General features: G+C 44.2%; 16 protein-coding genes. 4 read left to right on the top strand and 12 right to left on the bottom strand.

Translation table 11 applies throughout. From position 1 onward, the window contains the following. Positions 1 to 12: 12 nt before the first annotated feature. From LX66_RS25615 to LX66_RS28690, 4 genes are all read right to left on the bottom strand, one after another. Positions 13 to 1,137 carry an NAD-dependent epimerase/dehydratase family protein gene (locus LX66_RS25615; RefSeq protein ID WP_145718827.1) on the bottom strand — a complete coding sequence of 375 codons (1,125 nt, stop codon included), beginning with the start codon at positions 1,135 to 1,137 and terminating at the stop codon, positions 13 to 15. 40 nt (positions 1,138 to 1,177) lie between these two features. Further along, positions 1,178 to 2,569 (bottom strand): hypothetical protein, encoded by a 1,392-nt coding sequence (locus LX66_RS25610; protein WP_145718825.1) that lies wholly within the window; start codon positions 2,567 to 2,569, stop codon positions 1,178 to 1,180. Between the two features lie 15 nt (positions 2,570 to 2,584). Beyond that, on the bottom strand, positions 2,585 to 3,202 hold the full coding sequence (locus tag LX66_RS25605) for a DUF305 domain-containing protein (RefSeq protein WP_158642765.1): 618 nt from the start codon (positions 3,200 to 3,202) through the stop codon (positions 2,585 to 2,587). 150 nt (positions 3,203 to 3,352) lie between these two features. Next, positions 3,353 to 3,751 carry an HYC_CC_PP family protein gene (locus LX66_RS28690; RefSeq protein WP_407643616.1) on the bottom strand — a complete coding sequence of 133 codons (399 nt, stop codon included), beginning with the start codon at positions 3,749 to 3,751 and terminating at the stop codon, positions 3,353 to 3,355. A 358-nt stretch (positions 3,752 to 4,109) separates the two neighbouring features. Between LX66_RS28690 and LX66_RS25600 the strand changes: the two genes are divergently transcribed. Continuing rightward, positions 4,110 to 5,102, top strand: a complete 993-nt coding sequence (locus LX66_RS25600) for an IS481 family transposase (protein ID WP_145718821.1) — start codon at positions 4,110 to 4,112, stop codon at positions 5,100 to 5,102. Positions 5,103 to 5,175: 73 nt separating this feature from the next. On the opposite strand, the gene LX66_RS25595 is transcribed toward LX66_RS25600, so the two are convergent. Both LX66_RS25595 and LX66_RS25590 read right to left on the bottom strand, forming a co-directional pair. After that, positions 5,176 to 6,396: an IS256 family transposase gene (locus tag LX66_RS25595; RefSeq protein ID WP_145718819.1), complete on the bottom strand. Its 1,221-nt coding sequence runs from the start codon at positions 6,394 to 6,396 to the stop codon at positions 5,176 to 5,178. Between the two features lie 190 nt (positions 6,397 to 6,586). Then, positions 6,587 to 6,799: a heavy-metal-associated domain-containing protein gene (locus tag LX66_RS25590; protein ID WP_145718817.1), complete on the bottom strand. Its 213-nt coding sequence runs from the start codon at positions 6,797 to 6,799 to the stop codon at positions 6,587 to 6,589. Positions 6,800 to 7,044: 245 nt separating this feature from the next. Here LX66_RS25590 and LX66_RS28685 point away from each other — a divergent pair, with 245 nt between their 5' ends. Continuing rightward, on the top strand, positions 7,045 to 7,236 hold the full coding sequence (locus tag LX66_RS28685) for a class I lanthipeptide (protein ID WP_211366545.1): 192 nt from the start codon (positions 7,045 to 7,047) through the stop codon (positions 7,234 to 7,236). Positions 7,237 to 7,298: 62 nt separating this feature from the next. Here the strand turns inward: LX66_RS28685 and LX66_RS25585 are convergent, their stop codons facing one another. From LX66_RS25585 to LX66_RS28680, 6 genes are all read right to left on the bottom strand, one after another. Continuing rightward, positions 7,299 to 8,354, bottom strand: coding sequence for a ferredoxin--NADP reductase (locus tag LX66_RS25585; RefSeq protein ID WP_145718815.1), 1,056 nt, complete (start codon positions 8,352 to 8,354; stop codon positions 7,299 to 7,301). 39 nt (positions 8,355 to 8,393) lie between these two features. Further along, the gene (locus tag LX66_RS25580) at positions 8,394 to 10,664 is read right to left on the bottom strand and encodes a heavy metal translocating P-type ATPase (protein ID WP_145718813.1); all 2,271 of its coding nucleotides are present in this window, start codon (positions 10,662 to 10,664) and stop codon (positions 8,394 to 8,396) included. Between the two features lie 77 nt (positions 10,665 to 10,741). Beyond that, positions 10,742 to 11,329: a helix-turn-helix transcriptional regulator gene (locus LX66_RS25575; protein WP_145718811.1), complete on the bottom strand. Its 588-nt coding sequence runs from the start codon at positions 11,327 to 11,329 to the stop codon at positions 10,742 to 10,744. Between the two features lie 92 nt (positions 11,330 to 11,421). Then, positions 11,422 to 11,985 carry a helix-turn-helix domain-containing protein gene (locus LX66_RS25570; protein ID WP_145718809.1) on the bottom strand — a complete coding sequence of 188 codons (564 nt, stop codon included), beginning with the start codon at positions 11,983 to 11,985 and terminating at the stop codon, positions 11,422 to 11,424. Positions 11,986 to 12,072: 87 nt separating this feature from the next. Then, entirely contained in the window at positions 12,073 to 14,244 is a 2,172-nt protein-coding gene (locus tag LX66_RS25565) for a TonB-dependent receptor (protein WP_145718807.1), read from the bottom strand. A gap of 80 nt (positions 14,245 to 14,324) precedes the next feature. Further along, positions 14,325 to 14,630 (bottom strand): DUF6660 family protein, encoded by a 306-nt coding sequence (locus tag LX66_RS28680; RefSeq protein ID WP_407643618.1) that lies wholly within the window; start codon positions 14,628 to 14,630, stop codon positions 14,325 to 14,327. Between the two features lie 148 nt (positions 14,631 to 14,778). On the opposite strand from LX66_RS28680, the gene LX66_RS25560 reads away from it, so the two are divergent. Then, positions 14,779 to 15,159, top strand: a complete 381-nt coding sequence (locus tag LX66_RS25560) for an ArsR/SmtB family transcription factor (protein ID WP_145718806.1) — start codon at positions 14,779 to 14,781, stop codon at positions 15,157 to 15,159. Next, the gene (merTP, locus tag LX66_RS25555) at positions 15,156 to 16,505 is read left to right on the top strand and encodes a mercuric transport protein MerTP (protein ID WP_145718804.1); all 1,350 of its coding nucleotides are present in this window, start codon (positions 15,156 to 15,158) and stop codon (positions 16,503 to 16,505) included. Before LX66_RS25560 ends, merTP begins: the two co-directional genes overlap by 4 nt. Positions 16,506 to 16,507 lie beyond the last annotated feature (2 nt).

Below are 16,507 nucleotides of genomic sequence, written 5' to 3'. Positions count from 1 at the left end.
AGTTTAAACAATTTAATGCTTATGGGTCGAGCCGCTTTCCTGGCCAGCCGGTTCCTGTGATTCAAGCCGGGAAGGCAACTCCAGGTGGTTTTTTTTATACCAGGCAACCGGGTCTGCTTTCAGTTTTGCAATGATTTCAGGTAATGAATCTATAAGAGAATGGTTAGGAGTCCAACCAAGCAGTTTCTTTGCGCGGCTAATATCCAATTCATAGTGGTCGTCGGCCCGGTCTATCATCCATGGCTTGATAAATGGGTCGCCAAACAGGTCCATGCTCCAGGCGCCAATTTTCGCCAACGGCTTAGGGACTTCATAAGTTTCCCAATCCTCTCCGTGTATGAGTTTTCCTATGGTTTTTTGCAACTGCTCATAACTGGGCGTTACCGGTTCGCCAATATTAATAGCAATATCATCAGGCAGATCCTTCCTTTTATTTACTGACTTTTCAATAGCATCCAGCAAATCCTCCATATGCAAAAATACATTCCCATGGGAAGTGTCACCTGAATAGAAGTGACTGGTAAACTGCCTTTCAAATATCCTTTGTATCTGATGGGAGATAGGAATGGAATGTCCCTCATCATCATAAACGCCTGCCAGCCGTAAAATAGTAGCTTTCGTTTTACCTCTTTTCTCATGAATGATCCTTTCCGTGTCAATCTTAGATTCAGGATAATCCCAGTTAGGCGCCAGTGGACAGTCTTCAGCAATCTTCTGTCCGGGGGCAGATGGTTTGTAGATTAGATTGGTGCTGGAGAATATGAATTGCGCTACATCGAAATCCTTTAATACATTTAAAAATTTCTCTGTTCCTTTAACAGTTATTTCTTCGTACAAAGGGCTTGGCTTCCCGGAAAAATCATAATATGCTGCCAGGTGAATAACGGAGGCAATATGATTACCATAACCATAACAAACCCTTTCCATTGCCTGCCTGATACTCTTTTCTGATGTAATATCAAAACATATACATTCTGCTTCTTTAGGCGGATAGGGATCGCCGGCCCTGTCCAGTCCAATCATTTGATATGCGGGGGCCAACCTGCGTATAAGTCTCGATCCGATCAGGCCGCTGCTGCCTGAAACAAGGATCACATCTTTTGGAATGGTTCGCGATGTTGAATTATCAGCGTTCATAATCCTTCTGTTTTATACCATAATCTGAAAATCATGATCTCTACATTTTCATATTCATCCTCATCAGTCCCGGATATATTCTCAGATAAACCTCCAGGCTTAATGGGTTTTTACCATACAGATCAGCCAATGTTTGATCCGGATGAAACCATATCAAATGGCCGCCCACCGCCAGAATAGTTTTTTTTACCTCCAGCACATTATAATTGAAACCAATAGTTAATGCATTAACCGGGAAGCGCCCCTCTTTGCCATATATGCTTTCATCCAGGTTTAACTCCTCCGTTGATTTTTGTATCCACTCATATCTGCTGAAAAGGGCAATCTTCCTGGTCGTATAAGCCAGTTCTGCAAGTGCGGCATTTTCTCCATCCTTTTCTTTTACTTTATTTAAAGCCCATATAGCTGTAGCATTGATAAACCGGGAGTTACCAAGCGGGTAGGTGGTAACGGCCGATGCCGTTGTCCTGTAAATATCTTCATCGGGGTGCAATACTTCCGGGCTTTTTACAAATCCATGCGATACCTGTAATGCCCAGTTAGTGGAAGGATTATAGGAAAGCCGAACACTTCGTGAATCAAAACGAACCTTATCAAAATTATACCGGTCTTCATCCGGTTCTCTCCCGGTAAAGGAAGAGGCTTCCAGCTTAAATTTATCGTATCGTACACCAAGTGTAGCCACGCCGAATGTGATATGTGTAGCATCGTTCCAGTGATGACTGATAGGTGCATCCGGGTCAGGCAGTGCTGATGGCCGGTGCATGAATGCCACTGATCCTAAAGCGGGTTCACCGGGATAGCCTATATATATAAATACATCCACTTTCTTTGAGAAGGCATACGCATAGGAAACAGATAACTCAGAAAACAGGTCGTGAGGGTGTTGTCTGTCAACCAATGGCTGCCCCTTATAGGTTTCACCGGTTTGAAATAATAATGGATATCCCGACTTACCGGCAATCGCAGCATCCAAAGAGAACATGCCACTGAAATGGAATAACCCATTTTTCCCAACCCTGCGTTGTCCCATCATCATAACCCAGTTTGGAGCATCCCAGCTTTCATCGCCTCTTACGCCTTTATCAGCTATATCCTGCTTATTATATCTTATAAAAATATTTCCATGCACCATATACATCCATTTCTTTGCATGTATCATATAACCATACATTGGTGAGGCATCGGGCAACCAGCCGGTACCGGATCCGTTGCGGTTCATAGGTAAATTCAATGAAAAAGCGTGGCTCATAGGAGCTTCCGGTTGCATATCCATCCCGTGCTGCTCATGCATTTTTTGCATAGCAGTATCTTTATCTGCCTGTTTCCCGGGCTTTGTTGTGTCTTTTCCGGGTCTATGGTGTTCATGCTGGGAAAAGGCTGGCAAGGATATTAGCAATATCCCTACCAGCGATATGAATAGTTTGTACATAATATCGGTTTTGAGCTACCTGCCTCTATGATCAAGTAACCATTTCTGCAACTCCTCAATTTCCATTTTCTGATCCACTTTTATTTTCGCGGCCAGGTTCATTGGTACCTCATCATGCCCAAAGTGCACCTCTATCTCCGCCATATCCATAGCGCTCTGGTGATGAGGGATCATTAAAGTGGCAAAATCGTTGTCAATATTTCCCGTGAATAATTCCAGATCTGCCTGCCGGGCCATTTTTTCCATAGACATCATCAGTTGCATACCCTGTTCCTCATTAATATTATGCGGCACCTTCATGTGCCCGTTGATAAATGCCTGCAGCTGTCTGATCTCCGCTGATTGCATGTCTATCATGTTCTGAGCGATACGCTTTAATGTAGTATCCTTACCACTTTTAAGCATCTCCTTTGCCATATCAATAGCCGTCTGGTGATGCATGATCATCATCATGGAAAAATCTTGGTCTATATCCTTTGTCATTTTCATCGTATCCATCATTTTATCCATTTCATGCATGATCATCATCATCCTGTCTTCATCATGTCCGATCTGTGTTTTGTCATCTTTTGAGCAGGCAATGGCTGAAAGGAACAAGCTTGTCCCAATAACAAGTTTTACAACTGATTTCATGGTAAAATTTTTTAATAGTGAATAATTAATCAATGATAAATCCGAATGGAGAATGCCAGGAAAATATTCTAACACCGGCTGACTGTATGCGGCAATAAAAAAATGACAATGATATATTGCCGGTAAGACAACACACCTTGTCATATAAAATCAAATCCGGAAATTCCTGAATTGTAGAAATAATGGTTGCTTTTGTAAAGGGGGCGCATGCGCCATATATGTAGTTATGGAAGGTTTTTGTATAGAAACCTGCACAACCGTAATGTTAAATATCAACGGGGTAAAAATAACGGAGGTATTGAAAGTGGCGAGGACATGAGAAGAAATGTGATAATCGTCAGATTTTCCGCTGCTGAGTGTAACATCCTTGCAGCACCCTTTACTGGCATCTGTGTGTTTCTTCATTCCACATATGCTGCATTCCCTATCCTCTCCGTGAAATATGCTGACGCTCTCAAGTTTTCCCATGCAATAGTGCTGATATATGGTTACTCCGCTTGTAAAACAGAGGTAGAGTAAAGCTAATATGACAGAGCATACGCGTTGCATAAGAAAACATTCACAACCTTCTGGTCATAAATATTATACCATTAATAAACAGATATGGTTTTTATCCAAAAAAACCATCTGAAGGATGGGGTTCAAGTAATTGGTAAGTAAACAATTGTAAAGGAAAGAATGTTTAGAAAAAATTCATAAATAGCAATATCATAAAAAGAAGGCAGGTAGGGGAACACTATCTACGAAATGGGGTGGAACGAATGATGAGGCTGGCATGATATAAAAAAGAATACGGGCAGCCTATGGCCGCCCGTATGATTCAGTTGAAATAGCTACGATTTAATCTGACAGTTAGGGTTAATTTTAAGTAACCACACTTTCAATCAACCCTTTAAAACTGCCAGACATGAATGTAGCAGCTAAGTTAATCAAAAACAAAGTAGGCTTACTCAGATTAGCCGAAGAATTAGGAAACGTATCCCAGGCATGCAAAATATTCGGTTATAGCCGGGATAGCTTTTACAGGTACAAAGAACTGTTCGATGAAGGAGGCGAGGCCGCCTTGCAGGAAATCAGCCGAAAGAAGCCCCTTTTAAAGAACCGGATTGAGCCTCAAATTGAGAACGCCGTTATCGCAATGGCAACCGACAATCCTGCTTATGGCCAGCTCCGGGCAAGCAATGAACTTCGCAAACAGGGTGTTTTTATTTCACCAGCAGGTGTACGATGTGTCTGGTTACGGCATGACCTGGAGACCTTTAAGAAGCGCCTGAAGGCATTGGAAACCAAGGCCGGAAAGGAAGGTCTGGTACTGACCGAAGCCCAGATTATTGCCTTGGAACGAGCCAAAGAGGAGAAAACAGCACACGGAGAGATCGAAACGCATCATCCAGGTTATTTGGGAGCGCAAGACACCTACTACGTGGGTACCATCAAAGGAGTCGGCCGGATCTACCAGCAGACTTTTATAGACACTTATACCAAGGTTGCTTTCGCCAAGCTGTATGACCGCAAAAATGCTCTTGTAGCAGCCGATATGCTTAATGACCGTATAGTACCCTTCTACGAAGAATATGGTATTCGCCTGCTGCGGGTTTTGACCGACCGAGGAACGGAATACTGCGGCGCTCGGGAGTACCATGAATACCAGCTTTATCTGGCGCTGGAGGACATTGATCACAGCAAGACCAAAGCAAGAAGCCCTCAAACCAACGGAATTTGCGAGCGATTTAACCGGACTGTCCAGGATGAGTTCTATGCCATTGCCTTCCGGAAGAAAATCTACAGTACGATGGAGGAGATGCAGACAGACCTCGACGCCTGGCTTTATGACTACAATCATAATCGTACGCACACGGGCAAATACTGCTTCGGCAGGACGCCAGGTAGTGTAAAATAAACTGTGTCAGGTTCTGATTTTCATTGTTTGGAACCCTACGCCAGGGGTAAGGGGAGCGGCGCTAGCTCCCCTGTTATAGCTGTAATTTTAGCCGGTCACCAAATATAATTGATAGCTGGGATACCGTTAAGCTCCAGTTCTGTAAGGGCTGTGTCCATTTCTTCTGGATGTTTTGGGAAGCCAGGTAAACCAACTTCAGCAAAGCCATATCGGAAGTAAAGGCCCCTTTGGTTTTAGTCACCTTGCGTACCTGCCGGTGGAACCCCTCAATGGTATTGGTGGTATAAATCAGCTTACGGATGGCTTCGGAATATTGAAAGTAGGTACTGAGATTATCCCAGTTCCGGCGCCAGGAGTCGATAACCACGGGATATTTCTTACCCCACTTTTCATCCAATTGCTCCAGTTGGTGCTCGGCCTCCTCTTTGCTCACTGCCTGGTAAACTGGCTTTAAATCGGCCATAAAGGGCTTTTGATCTTTGCTGGCTACATACCTGATGGAATTACGGATTTGGTGCACTACGCAGGTCTGCACTGCTGTAGCCGGGAATATAGTAGCGATGGCTTCGGCAAAACCTTTCAGATTATCAATGCAGGCAATGAGTATATCGGATATTCCCCGTTGCTGCAGATTAGCCAGTACACCTAGCCAGAAGTTGGCCCCTTCGCTCTCCGAGATATATATGCCCAGCAGCTCTTTGCGTCCTTCAGTATTTATACCCAGAATGTTATAAACACAGCGGTTAACGACTTTACCTTCCTCTTTGACTTTGTAGAACATGGCATCCAGCCATATAATACAGTACAGCGGTTCCAGGGGCCGGGCCTGCCATTCTTTAACCAGGGGAATGACCTTATCGGTGATGGAAGACAGTGTGGCGGCTGAGATATCCGTATCGTACATGTCCTTGATATGGGCGGAAATGTCTCGCAAACTCATACCGTGCCCATACATGCCGATGATTTTGTTCTCCAGGCTCTCGGCCAGAATAGTCTCCCGTTTTCTGATGATCTGGGGCTCAAAACTCGCCGTCCGGTCACGAGGTGTATCCAAATCAATAGTGCCATCGGCTGTTTTAAGGCGCTTGCTGGTTTTACCATTCTTCCGGTTCCCGCTGGCCCGCTGCTCCTCATCCAGATGCCCTTCTATCTCTCCATCCAAAGCAGCTTCGAGAATATCCTTCAGTAGTGGAGCAAATGCCCCATCTTTGCCAAACAAGGATTTACCAGAACGTAATTGCTCAAGGGTCTTGCGCTTAAGCGATTCATAGTCGAATTTTTCTTTCTTGTCCATAAAAAACTGTATTAAAGGTCTTGATTTTTTAACCTTTGACACAGTTTATTTTACAGTCTCGGACGCCATTCCAAACTTTTGAGGAAACCTTATCTTTAGCAAAAGAAAAACAGCTGGACGACATACCGCCAGCTGCCTAATATTTTTACCCGACTGTTAGATCAAATCGGAACTATTACAATTCAGTTTTTTATGCCAGCGCCTCTGCTTTATAACCCGCCTTTTCAATAGCCTGCTGTATTTCTTCTTTTCCTGCCTTATCTATAGCAACTGTTAATACCTTATCCGGGCTCTGCAGGTCCACTTCCCAATTGTCCTGTCCTGCTACTTCATTCAATACCGGTGTAACGGTAGCAATACAACCTGAACACTTAATGTTTGTTTTAAACTGTACTGTTTTCATTGTTTATTCGCTTTTAAAGTTAATTATTGTCTGATTGATGGTGTAAAATTACGGCGCATTCAAGACCACCGTGTTATACAATTACCTGTTGTTTTTATATAATTATTACAGATCATCAGGTAAATCTTAACTGGATTATTCCGGTTTGAATACTGGTTTTATTGCCGGACTTTCTTTATTTTTATTATACTGTAATTCCTTATTTCTCATCTAAATCCATTTTTTAACTTAAAAAATTTTCCCCTATGAAAAAAGAACCGTCAAAGAAACTCGCCCTGAGCAAAATTAAAATTGCACGCCTCACAAATAAGGAGGCAAGCCAGCTTATCGGTGGGGAGGTAACCCATACCTGTTCCATCAGGATTTGCGAGACCAATTTTACAGGCTGTTCTAACCTCCCGGGTTGCACGGGGCCAACTGTTTGCGTGGTTGAATAATTACGGATCTTTTGTTCAACATAACGGCGGTGTCCTGGTAGTCACCGCCGTTTAATATCTGTTCAATCAATTTCCACAGTTACATCACTAGTCACCGGATAGCTCTGGCAAAGCAGGACCAGCCCTGCCTCCAGATCAGCTTTTCTGAGCGCATAATTATTGATCATATTTACCTTGCCGGATGTTATCCTGGCAGCGCACCTACCACAGGTACCGGCTTTGCAGGAATACGGAAGCGGTATCCTTTCTTCCAGCGCAGCCGTCAAAATAGATTTCCCGGGCTGCACTTCCAGCAAATTGGATTGTTCATAAAAATGAAGCAGCACCTCCTGTGTATCCGTTGGAAGGGCTACATCATTACGCTCACTTTCAGGGGCAAACCATTCCATATAAATATTGTCTGCCGGCACCTGCTGAGCTTCCAGCATCTCCTTATACATATGCATTAATGCGGCCGGGCCACAGATAAAATAATGCGTAGTATCAAGGGAATCACCTACAGCCATCTTTATCAGCTTTCTGGCCGCCAGCTTGTTGATCCGGCCTTTGAAGAGCGAATCCCCCTCTGGCCTGGTGATCTCCCCTGGTTGCGAAATTGCGTAATGCACATTTACCCTGTCTTTATGCCTTATGGCCCAATCTTCAATCCGGCGCCTGAAAATGATCTCCTCTGATGTACTGCTGGAATAGATAAGGGTAACTGTGGTATCCTGCGACCGGCTAGTAACAGAACGGGCAATTGAGAACAGCGGGGTAATCCCGCTCCCTCCAGCCAGCAGTACAATATGCGAAGCTTCGTACACGCCAGATGCCGGCGTAAAAGACCCATAAGGGCCATCTACCTGCCAACGGTCAATTTTCGATGCCTGATCAACAATAAAGCAACTCATCAAACCACCAGGCACTTTTTTAACAGTAATGGAGGGGTTTTTATCCTCACCCGGTACCGAGCTTAAAGAATAGGACCGGGTAACAGGCGTACCCTCAATCAATAAGGTCACACTGATAAACTGCCCCGGCTTGTATATGAATGGTTGTCCTCCTGTATCAAACACTACCGTTACAGCATTATCCGTTTCGCGGATAATATCTGCGGTATTCCATATCTCTGAAAGCATAATTTTTATGAAATTTTACATACAGCTTTTCTTCTCTGTTTATAGACGGGCGGCTTTTAAACGTAAGCTGTTACTGACAACGCTTACAGAGCTAAGGGCCATAGCAGCGCCGGCGATCATTGGGTCTAACAGAAATCCGTTGACCGGGAAAAGTACGCCGGCAGCAACAGGAATGCCAATGATATTATAAATAAAGGCCCAGAAAAGATTTTGCTGAATAGTGCTTACTGTTTTCCGGGATAGTTTCAGCGCTTTAGGTATGCTGTTCAAGTCAGAAGTGATCAGCGTCATTTTGGCTACATCCATCGCAATGTCAGATCCTTTACCCATGGCTATGCTTACGTCTGCCTGTGCAAGGGCCTGGGAATCGTTAATGCCGTCTCCCACCATTGCCACTACCTTTCCTGCCTGCTGCAATTCTTTTACGAAGGCTGCTTTATAAGAAGGTAGCACTTCAGCTTTGTAAGATGTTATCCCTACTTCTCTTGCCACAGCAGCAGCTGTGTGCTCATTATCTCCGGTAAGCATATAAACGGCTATTCCATCTTTCTGTAAGGCTTGAATGGCCTGCCTGGATGTTTCTTTTATCTTATCAGCAATGGCAATAATCGCAAGCAACTCCTTTCCGTCTGCAAAGTAAATAACTGTTTTGGCCTGCTCCTGTAACCTGCCGGCCTGTGCGGCCAGTTGCCGGTCAACCATAGTACCATTTTCTTCCATCAACCGCTTATTACCCACAAAATAAGGCTGGCCATTATACATTCCTTTTACACCTTGTCCTGTCAGGCTTTCAAAACGCTGTAATGATACAGGCTTAACGCCGTTTTCAAATAAATGTCCTGCCACAGCTTCTGCCAGCGGGTGCTCGGACTGGTGCTCGAGGGTGTAGAGGATGGATTGCTGCAACTGGTGACCGGCTCCGCTGTTATTCCAGATAATATCTGTAACCACCGGTTTCCCTTCCGTAATGGTGCCGGTCTTATCCAGTATAACAGCATTCACTTTATGCGCCAGTTCCAGGCTTTCGGCATCCTTTATCAACATATTATTCTCAGCACCTTTTCCAACACCAACCATGATAGCAGTTGGAGTGGCCAGTCCCAGCGCACACGGACATGCAATTACCAGCACAGTTACTGAGGTCAGCAACGCATGAGTAAACGCATTATCTCCACCCAGCACCATCCAGGAGATGAACGTAAGTATGGCAATGCCTATCACCACGGGCACAAATATACCAGCTATCCTGTCCACCAGTTTTTGCACGGGCGCTTTGCTGCCCTGCGCTTCCTGCACCATTTTTATAATATGCGCCAGTAAGGTATCCGTTCCTACCTTTTCCGCTGTGAACTGAAAACTGCCTTTCTGGTTAATAGTGCCTGCAAATACAGGATCACCGGTTTTTTTGGCAACAGGTACCGGTTCACCGGTGATCATGCTTTCATCCACATAGGATTCCCCGGCGATCACGCTGCCATCTACCGGTATCTTTTCACCTGGCTTTACCAGCAGCAGGTCATTCACCTTTACGTTTGCAATAGGTATCTCCTGCGTGCTTCCGTCAGCGCCCACCAACAATACGGTTTTGGGCTGCAGGCCAATGAGTTTCTTTATTGCGGAAGATGTATTGGATTTGGCTTTCTCTTCCAGCAGCTTACCCAACGATATAAAGGCTATCACTACGGCAGCCGCCTCAAAATAAACATGAGCATGCAGGCCGCGCTGGTGCCAGAACTCCGGGTAAATTGTATTAAATGTGCTGAAAAGCCAGGCAATACCGGTGCTGAGGGCTACCAGTGTATCCATGTTGGCTTTGCGGTGTTTCGCCTGCTTCCAGGCATTGATGAAAAAACTCCGGCCAAAGAAAAATACCACCGGCGTTGCCAGCGCCATCATGATCCAGTTGCCGTAAGGCATATTCATAAAGAACATACCTATTATAACAACCGGCAGGGACAGGACAGATGACCAGATCGTTCTTTGCCTGATCTCCAGGTAATGCCTGCGCTGCGCTTCTTCCTTTACTTCTTCCTGGTTCTCCTTATCAATAACAAGGTCATAGCCGATGGAGCGGACAGCGTTTTGCAATGCTTCCGGGGTAACGCTGCTGTGATCATACTGTACCCATGCACTTTGGTTGGCGAAATTAACGCCTGCGTCTTCCACACCAGGCACAGATTTCAGCATAGATTCCACACTAACGGCACATGCAGCACAGGTCATTTCCAATACAGGAAAGGTTTCCTTAGTGCTTTCAGTCTTTCTCCTCTTTATAGGTTTTTCTTGCTGTATTGTTATAGCTGTTGACATAATTCCCGATTTTTCACAAAGCTACACCAGGTACAAGGGGTAAGTGTTACACTATTTCCTGTGAATTGTATATAATTTTAATCCTGGGAACCTGTCTTTCCGGAAAGGGATAACTTTGATTTGCGTATCTCTTTAAAATGGGATGGATTTAAACCGGTATTTGACTTGAACTGCCGGGATAGATGCGCAACACTGCTAAATCCCAGCTTGAAGGCAATATCTGACAGGTTTTCGTCAGTATAAACCAACAGTTCCTTCGCCTTTTCAATACGGTATTCCATAATATATTTTTCCAGCGTTATATCTTCTATCTCTGAAAATACACTGCTGATCATATTATAGTCTTTATGCAACCTGTTTGTCACTACATCCGAAAAACGGAAATCGGCCGGGAAATCATAACTTCCGGAATACACCTGCTCCACCAGCTCCTTAATATCACGCACAAGCTTAGTTTTTTTGTTTTCCAGCAGTGTGAAACCCAATGGCTCCAGCTTTTCCCTGATGGCTGCAATATCCGGGGCAGACAAAGCGGAAACGGTAGTGATCTCACCCAGGGTTATGTTGACGACAGGTATATTTAATTCACGAAACACTTCCCGTACTGCGAGGATACATCTCTCACAAACCATACCCTTTATGAAAATCTTATAATTACTCAGCATAAAGCCCACCTATTTGAACTTATGCAAAGTTGAAATAAGGCAGCAGTTATACTGTTATACAATTTTGGGAAAGATTTATATAATTTTCAGGGTCATACCTTGTCCAGTGGTTTGCGCTGGTTTTCCTTTGCCTGCTTGAATTGCGATGTAGTAAGCCCTGTGACCTTCCTGAACTGCTGGGAAAGATGCTGTACGCTGCTATAGCCCAGCCTGGCAGCAATCTCACCCAGGCTTAGTTCATCGTACGACAAAAGCTCTTTGGCTTTTTCAATACGTTGAAGAATAACATACTTTTCAATAGTGGTGCCTTCCACAGCAGAAAAAAGACCAGTGAGATAATGATAATCCATTTTCATCTTCTCTTCCAGTATTACAGAAAGCTTCTGGTTCAATTCCACTTCATCAACGTTATGAATAAGCTGAATGATAATATTCTTTATTTTCTCAACAGTAGTGCTCTTTTTATCATCCAGGAGATCAAATCCTAATTCCTTTAAATTACTTCTTAACTCCTGCATCTTTTCCGCTGAAGGGTTGCCAGTCAGCTCCACTTCTCCCAACTGTGTGTTTTTATAGGATAATCCAAGTTTATCAAGTTGCTGGCGTACTACAAGAATACACCGGTCGCAAACCATATTCTTTATGTAAATATCCATTGTTCTGTTTTTAAAGCGCCACTACAGCCTTTCAAATATACTTCAAAGTTTCAACCCTTGAATGCAGTTAAAGGTTTGATTCAGCACCTACAAACGTAATTTCAGACCACCATTTACTACAAAGCCATCCAATGGAGCATATATATCCCGGAACACAGGCTGGGTAACTGTGCCGGTATATATGCTATCGAAACGCGTTTGCCGGGTATCCAGGAAATTCTCAAAGTTCACAAATAATGAAAACCGCTCCCATAACCGTTCAGCCATGAACCCACATATCCAGTATGGCTTGCCGGTTGCACCATCACTGAGCGCCTGTTTACTGTAGTAGTATGCTTCCAGTCCTAACTTCCACTTCTCTTCCACTTCATACATCAGCACATTATTCAGCCGGTGACGCGCAGTAAGCGGGTTTTCTCGCTTTATGCCGTTATCGTTTAACCGGGCATCTGTAAAGGTGTAACCAATGAACAGCTTAAAATCGCCATAACTCAATTTAATATTAGTTTCCCAGCCTTTGGTATCAATAAACCCGTCTACATTCTCCAGCCTGTATAAATTATCTGGTGTACTGTTGAGTAATAAAGGATCATTGATACGGGTGTAGAAAAACAGCTGATTGATACTGAAACTTACTTTATCATCGAATAAAGGGGTTTTATAGTTAAGATCAAAGTTCACGCCGTAGGATCTCTCCAGCTTATTAGCATCCGGACTTATAGGCAGGACAGATTTATACTGTATACGTTCCGTTTCCTCTGTAAAAATTGTTGGCGTTTTATATCCCAGACCGCCGCCCAATCTGGAAGACAGCTTCGGCGATATCTTAAACAAGGCGGAAAGACGCGGCAGCAGTACAAATCCATAATCAATCACATAATCTCCGCGCAACCCACTTTCCAACTGCAGCCAGCTATTGGCCTTCCAGGTATTCTGAACAAACGCACCCATCGTATTCTGATCATAATTCCGCTTCGGAAGAGTATCTGCCTGCTTTTCCCTGAAATTATCCGTATATACATTGATACCAGCTACCCAATCCATATTCTTCCGCTGATGGCTGTAGGTGGCTTCTGTGTAGGAGGACCACTGCTGCCCATCAAACACGTAATCAGGAACTGAGATTTTCCGCTTGAAGCTGTTCATGGAATTTTTCACCGTCAGGCTGCTTCCCTCACTGAACTGATGATCAAAGGAAAACTGCGTAGAGAAGCGGTTACTCTTATTCTTCTCATAGTAGCTGTGGGTGCTGTCTCCCCGTCCTTTAATATATAGGATATCTCCACCGGTCCGGTCTTCCGTGATGAAATTCACGCCCAGGTTCATTTTAGTTTTCGGGCTGAAATACACAAACAGTTTTGGGTTGATAACATACCGCTCAAATTTTGGAATAGCTGTAAATCCGGTGCTGGAAGGGTCATAGGGCCTGTTGCTGTTCCGGGAGGCAAAGACGGTTAGCCCCACCTTGTCAAACCGCTGTCCATAAAAGCCGTTAATGTCCAAACCGCCGGCAGATGTACCATTAACCAGAAAGCGCAACTCCCGTTCCTCTGTCGGGACTTTGGATATCAGGTTTACCAACCCCGCAATGGCGCCGCCGCCGTACAGGGTGGATGCAGATCCTTTTATCACCTCTACCTGCTTCAGATCAAGCGGCGGCGTTTGCAGTAACCCTAATCCGCCTGAAAATCCGGCGTATAACGGGAAGCCGTCCTTCAGAATCTGCGTGTAGCGGCCATCAAGGCCCTGTATACGGATACTGGAATTTGCAGAAGTGGCGGACACCTGCTGCGTTTGAATACCAGTGCTCTCATTGAGCATCATCCGTATATCGCCCGGCTTCATGTTCCCTTTTTCCTCCAGTTCTTCACCGGCTATAAATTCCACACGGGTAGGAATATCCTGGATACTGCGATTACTCCGGGTAGAGGAAATAACGATCTCCTCTATTTCTTCCCCGGCATGATCCAGGAAAATAACAAGAGTATCACCGGTCAGGGGGAAAGAAATGGTATCAGTCTTCTCCTGGTATCCTACAAAACTGCAGGTAATGGCATGCCTGCCATTAGAAATCCCGTTTATAGTCACAACTCCATTATTATCAGTTTTTGCCCCCTTGCTGGTGCCGGCCAGTACAACCGTGGCTCCAATCAGCGGCTCTTTTGTATCTGCGTCTTTTATGACTGCGGTAAAAGTGTTCTGCGCCAGGCATAGCTGAGCCAGGCACAGCAGAAGTATGCTACCAAATATCTTAATCATTCTTTTGTTGATATACGCTTAAAGAAATAAATGCGAAATTGCCCGCTTTCAGCAGGCACACCAATGCTAAATGCGAATCTTCAGGATAACTGAGGGGGTTGCCAGATGGAAGTGGAAAATTCTGGAAGTGGTTGGTCTATATAATCAAAATAAATGCTCTCAAGGAGAGGAACTTCTTTCAGGTTTGCGGATTCTATACCAGGCACCACAACTCCATGGCAGGTATTGCATGAAAAGAAAGGGCTGCAAGGCAGCTCCGGTTTGTTATGGTCATCATGATCGTTGTGTTCACCACCTGCCATGGTCACCTCATCCTCACAGCAATAACCATCTCCACAGCACGGAATTGCCGAAAGCGTCAGCACGTACAATGAAAGTATGATCATGAGCCATTTCATGGGCACAAATATACTGATCATCCATTTTATATCCAATCTCATTATTTTTTAATATCGTTTGGTCAGCACGGGCAAATTTATTTAAGAATTTGCTTAAATAATAAATTTATTTATCTTCGCATTAAATAAGCATACCATGAAAGGGAATAATGTATGTATCCGGGAACAAGCCGATCCCGTACAGATAAGCAACTGCCGGGATAAAATTGCTGCTAATGAAAGGTCTTTTTCACAACTATCCGGTATTCTTTCACTATCCGGCAACGAAGTAAGATTGAAGATACTGTACCTGCTGGAGGAAGAAGGCCGCCTATGCCCCTGTGATCTGAGCGATATCCTGGGGATGAGCATACCCGCCGTATCACAGCATTTGCGTAAGCTGAAAGACGGCAGCATTATTGAAGCTGCAAGGGAAGGCCAGACTATTTACTATTCATTAAAGGAAGAACACCTGAAGGTTTTAAAACCATTTTTTAAATATATCAATTTGCAAAACTTAAAGAAACAGGCACTATGAACGCTGGTAGATTAATGGGAGCAAGCATTTTTACAGCCGTGGCAGCATCAGTTTGCTGCATTACTCCTGTACTGGCCCTGCTGGCAGGTTCCGGTAGTATTGCATCCTCCCTTTCCTGGATGGCACCAGCCAGGCCCTACATGATCGGAGCCACCGTTGCTTTATTGGGCTTTGCCTGGTATCGGCAGCTAAAACCACAGCCGACAGACGATTGCGGATGTACGGTTGCTGAAAGGCCAAGGTTTATCCAATCAAAATTATTCCTCGCGCTTATTACCGCCTTCTCTGTCCTAATGCTTACATTTCCTTATTATGCTCATATTTTCTTTCCAAAAAATGAAAAACAGGTTGTAGTAGCCAATAATTCAGACATCCAATGGGCTGAATTTAAAATCAGTGGGATGAATTGTCAGGGCTGTGAAGAAGAAGTAAAGCGTGAAGTAAACAAACTACACGGAATTGTAAAAGTCGAAGTATCCTATGATGAAGGGGCTGCCAAAGTCCGGTTTGATAAAAGCAAAACCAGTGTTCAGAAAATAACTGACGCAATCAATTTAACAGGCTATCAGGTAACCGTATCAGAACTCAAAAATTATACCGTTATGAAAAGCATAATTCTTTCCCTGCTGGCAATTTCTGCAGCCGCCACATTCCATTCCTGCTCCAGTGGGAATGCAAAAAGCGAAAGCTCAGAGGAGATCATTACATTTTATGATGTTCCACTTGTTTGCACAGCTGTTCCAGATATCGGCTGTGGCACCCGCTCAAAACCTGTTTTGCTCGAAATGGAAAAAGATCTTTCTATAAAAGAAGCCTGGCTCAACCGGGCCGGAACTATTTATGCTATAGTATGGGCAGATAAAGACAGGACAGATGAGGTCGCCAAAACCATTTTTGAGAAATACAACCTTGAATACAAGAAATTAAGCGGTCAGGAAGCAGGAAGAATAGCTCCTACCTTCCGTGAACCCGACAAATGGTATCGGGGCGCTGATGTGGATAAATTAAGCATTGAGGAAGCCGGAATAATTGCGAAAGACGCTGTAACGTTTGCCCTGGACAAGCAATTAATAACCGATAAGGAAGCAGTCACTATAAAAACCGATATTGAAAATTACCTGAAAGCAGCATTGGTAAAACCCAAGACAGCAGATGAATTGCATAGTAATGAAGTAACGAAGCAATTTACAGAGAATTTATCTGGCATTGCCGCCAAAACCATTGGAAAGGAAAGAGCCGATAAAATGACCAAACTTTACATGCAGACGAATCCCCTTGACAAAAAAGGTAAGGGTTCCTGTTGTGAAAAAAAGAATGAAAGGGATACCTGTAGCAAAAAGAAATAACT

The sequence above is a fragment of the Chitinophaga japonensis genome (assembly GCF_007830125.1).
Lineage (GTDB): Bacteria > Bacteroidota > Bacteroidia > Chitinophagales > Chitinophagaceae > Chitinophaga > Chitinophaga japonensis.
The sequence above is the reverse complement of the archived record's forward strand: the minus strand, read 5'-3'. Positions and strand labels throughout refer to the sequence as shown.